A 2,679-nucleotide genomic window follows, 5' to 3' on the forward strand; every position below is an offset into this window, starting at 1 on the left:
CATCTGTACATTATTGTCGCCATGTGCGTCGCGATAAAGAAAGTCAATATCGGGATTGAAGGAAAGTTCCCTTTTCATTTCCTCGAGCATCGTTTGTCGCCAGGCATCGTTTCCGATACACTGCGAAAATGCGATGACCTGCTTTTTCTTCCGGACCATTGGTTGGCATCCACAAAAAAGAAGCAGGATCAATATGCCACCATAAATGAAATATTTTCCCATGATTTTTTTCCCTTCAATATCCGAATATACATTATTTAGTTTTTTTAGGGTAACCTCGTCTTTGTTAGTGTATTCTTTACACTGATATGGAAACTTTCAAAAATGTATCATTTTCTAAATTTTCTGTTTAAAAAGTGAAAGTTTTAAAAAGTAATGCTGGTATAAGTTTCAGATTTTTAGTGTTTTAACGTTTTTTAAAAAATGTTACATAAATAAATGTTTTTGTGAAGCTCAAATTTAAGTTAAGATGAAACTAGGGTTAAATTTGGATTAATCAATTATAGATCATCACATGAACAAAAACACGGTACTAGCTTGGTCCTTTGTAGTGGCTTTAGGCGGATTTTTATTTGGATTTGATACAGCGGTTATTTCAGGAGCAGAAAAGGCCGTGCAGGAACACTGGCATTTAAGTGAGTTTCAGCATGGATTGACCATGGCCATTGCATTGATCGGAACAGTTGTTGGAGCAGCGCTGGGTGCACTGCCTTCAGATAAGTTGGGGCGTAAGAATACTTTATTTGCGGTTGCAGCTCTTTACTTTATCTCAGCAATAGGCAGCGCATTGGCGAATGACTGGACGATATTTATTTTATTCCGCTTTTTGGGTGGTATAGGCGTTGGCGTCTCTTCGGTAACTGCACCAATCTATATATCGGAAATATCTCCGGCGGCATCGCGTGGAAAATTGGTCGGACTTTTCCAGTTCAACGTCGTATTGGGGATTCTGATTGCCTATCTGTCCAATTACTTTATCGGTCAGGTAGGGGAGGAGTCCTGGCGCTGGATGCTGGGGGTGCAGTGCTTTCCGTCGTTGTTATTCTTCTGTTTGATCTTCCTCATCCCGGAAAGTCCGAGATGGTTGCTGCTGCACCGAGGGAATTTGGCCGAGGCAACGCGGATTATGAAAAAAATTAATTCGGATGGTTACGAGCTGGAGATTTCAAAAATTCAGGAGTCCAAAAACAATTCCGCAGGAGAAGGCAAACTCTTCGTTCGCGAAAATGCCAAACCTATTTTATTGGCCTTTTGTTTTGCGCTGTTCAATCAAGTTTCAGGTATCAACGCAATTATCTACTATGCCCCCCGTGTATTTGAAATGGCCGGCTTGGGCTCACAGAGTTCATTGCTTTCGACAGTTGGTATAGGGGTTGTCAATTTTATTTTTACGTTGCTGGCGATCAATTTCATCGATAAGGTGGGCAGAAGAAAATTAATGTTGGTGGGCTCGATCGGGCTGATTGTTTCATTGGCACTCGTTTCACATGCTTTTTATACCAACCAAACGACGGGTTTTGCGATCACAATCTATCTGATGAGTTTCATTGCCTTTTTCGCATTCTCGCAAGGTGCGGTGATTTGGGTATTTATTTCGGAAATTTTTCCGAACGACGTACGTGCCAAAGGGCAGACATTTGGTAGCTTGACACATTGGGTGATGGCGGCGATTATCACCTTTTGTTTCCCAGCCTTGACAGAAATGCTCGGTGGCGGGGGTACCTTCTTGATCTTTGCCCTATTTATGGTGCTGCAGCTTGTTTATGTGCTCAAGTTTATGCCGGAGACAAAAGGGAAATCATTGGAAGATCTTGGGCATACCATCAATCTACATTAGTCTTTAGCTGGACTACACCAATAGGTGTCGAAGTAGCCATGACGCGACTGGCGCCTATCGAAAGTTATTTAATCAAAGACAATGTGATAACATGTTGTGTGTATCTATTGTCAACATTGAATTTAAAGGGAAATATAATAATCAATTTGTTACTTGGTTTTTGGCGCTCGGCCGAAGCTTCGTATAAAAAGGAGAAAATATGAAAAACGGAGATAAATCAATACAGGGTATTTGTTTTGGCGAGGTTCTTTGGGACAATCTTCCTACAGGTAAAAAATTAGGCGGTGCGCCTTTGAATGTGGCTTATCACCTCAATAAATTGGGGGTTACGACGCGTATGCTAACGCGCATAGGGCGTGACGATAATGGTTACGAGTTGCGTAACGTATGTGAAGATCTGGGTATCCCGACCGATTTCTTCCAGTACGATGACCTGTTACCAACTTCAACAGTAGAGGTTTCGATCGATGCAAAACGCGACGTGCATTACGATATCGTTTATCCTGTAGCTTGGGATAGAATAGCGGTGGACAATGTTGTTCTTGAGGCAGTTGCAGCGGTGGATTTTTTGGTGTATGGTAGTCTAGCCTGTCGGGATGAAGTAAGTTTTCAAAGCTTGCTATTACTGCTGGAAAAAGCCCGCTTCCGGGTGATGGATGTCAACCTGCGTACACCTTATTTTGGTCCGGAAAAAATACATAAACTGTTGGGATACGCTGATTTTGTGAAAATGAATGCCGAGGAACTGCATGTTATTTCCGACTGGAATGGCGCAACGGATGCCTATACCGATCAGCAGCGTGTGGACTTGATCATGGCCCGTTTTGCAATTAATGAGGCAA

The 2,679-nt window shown here is 42.3% G+C and carries 3 protein-coding genes; 2 read left to right on the plus strand and 1 reads right to left on the minus strand.

Annotated features, from left to right (window positions below; genetic code table 11):
- Positions 1–222: hypothetical protein (locus B2X72_RS01385; protein ID WP_286848112.1), on the minus strand; the 222-nt coding region annotated here is incomplete at its 3' end.
- Between the two features lie 292 nt (positions 223–514).
- Between B2X72_RS01385 and B2X72_RS01390 the strand changes: the two genes are divergently transcribed.
- Positions 515–1,837 (plus strand): sugar porter family MFS transporter, encoded by a 1,323-nt coding sequence (locus tag B2X72_RS01390; protein ID WP_075991614.1) that lies wholly within the window; start codon positions 515–517, stop codon positions 1,835–1,837.
- A gap of 199 nt (positions 1,838–2,036) precedes the next feature.
- Positions 2,037–2,679: PfkB family carbohydrate kinase (locus tag B2X72_RS01395; RefSeq protein ID WP_286848113.1), on the plus strand; the 643-nt coding region annotated here is incomplete at its 3' end.

This window comes from Sphingobacterium sp. UBA7253, from assembly GCF_002472745.1.
Lineage (GTDB): Bacteria > Bacteroidota > Bacteroidia > Sphingobacteriales > Sphingobacteriaceae > Sphingobacterium > Sphingobacterium siyangense.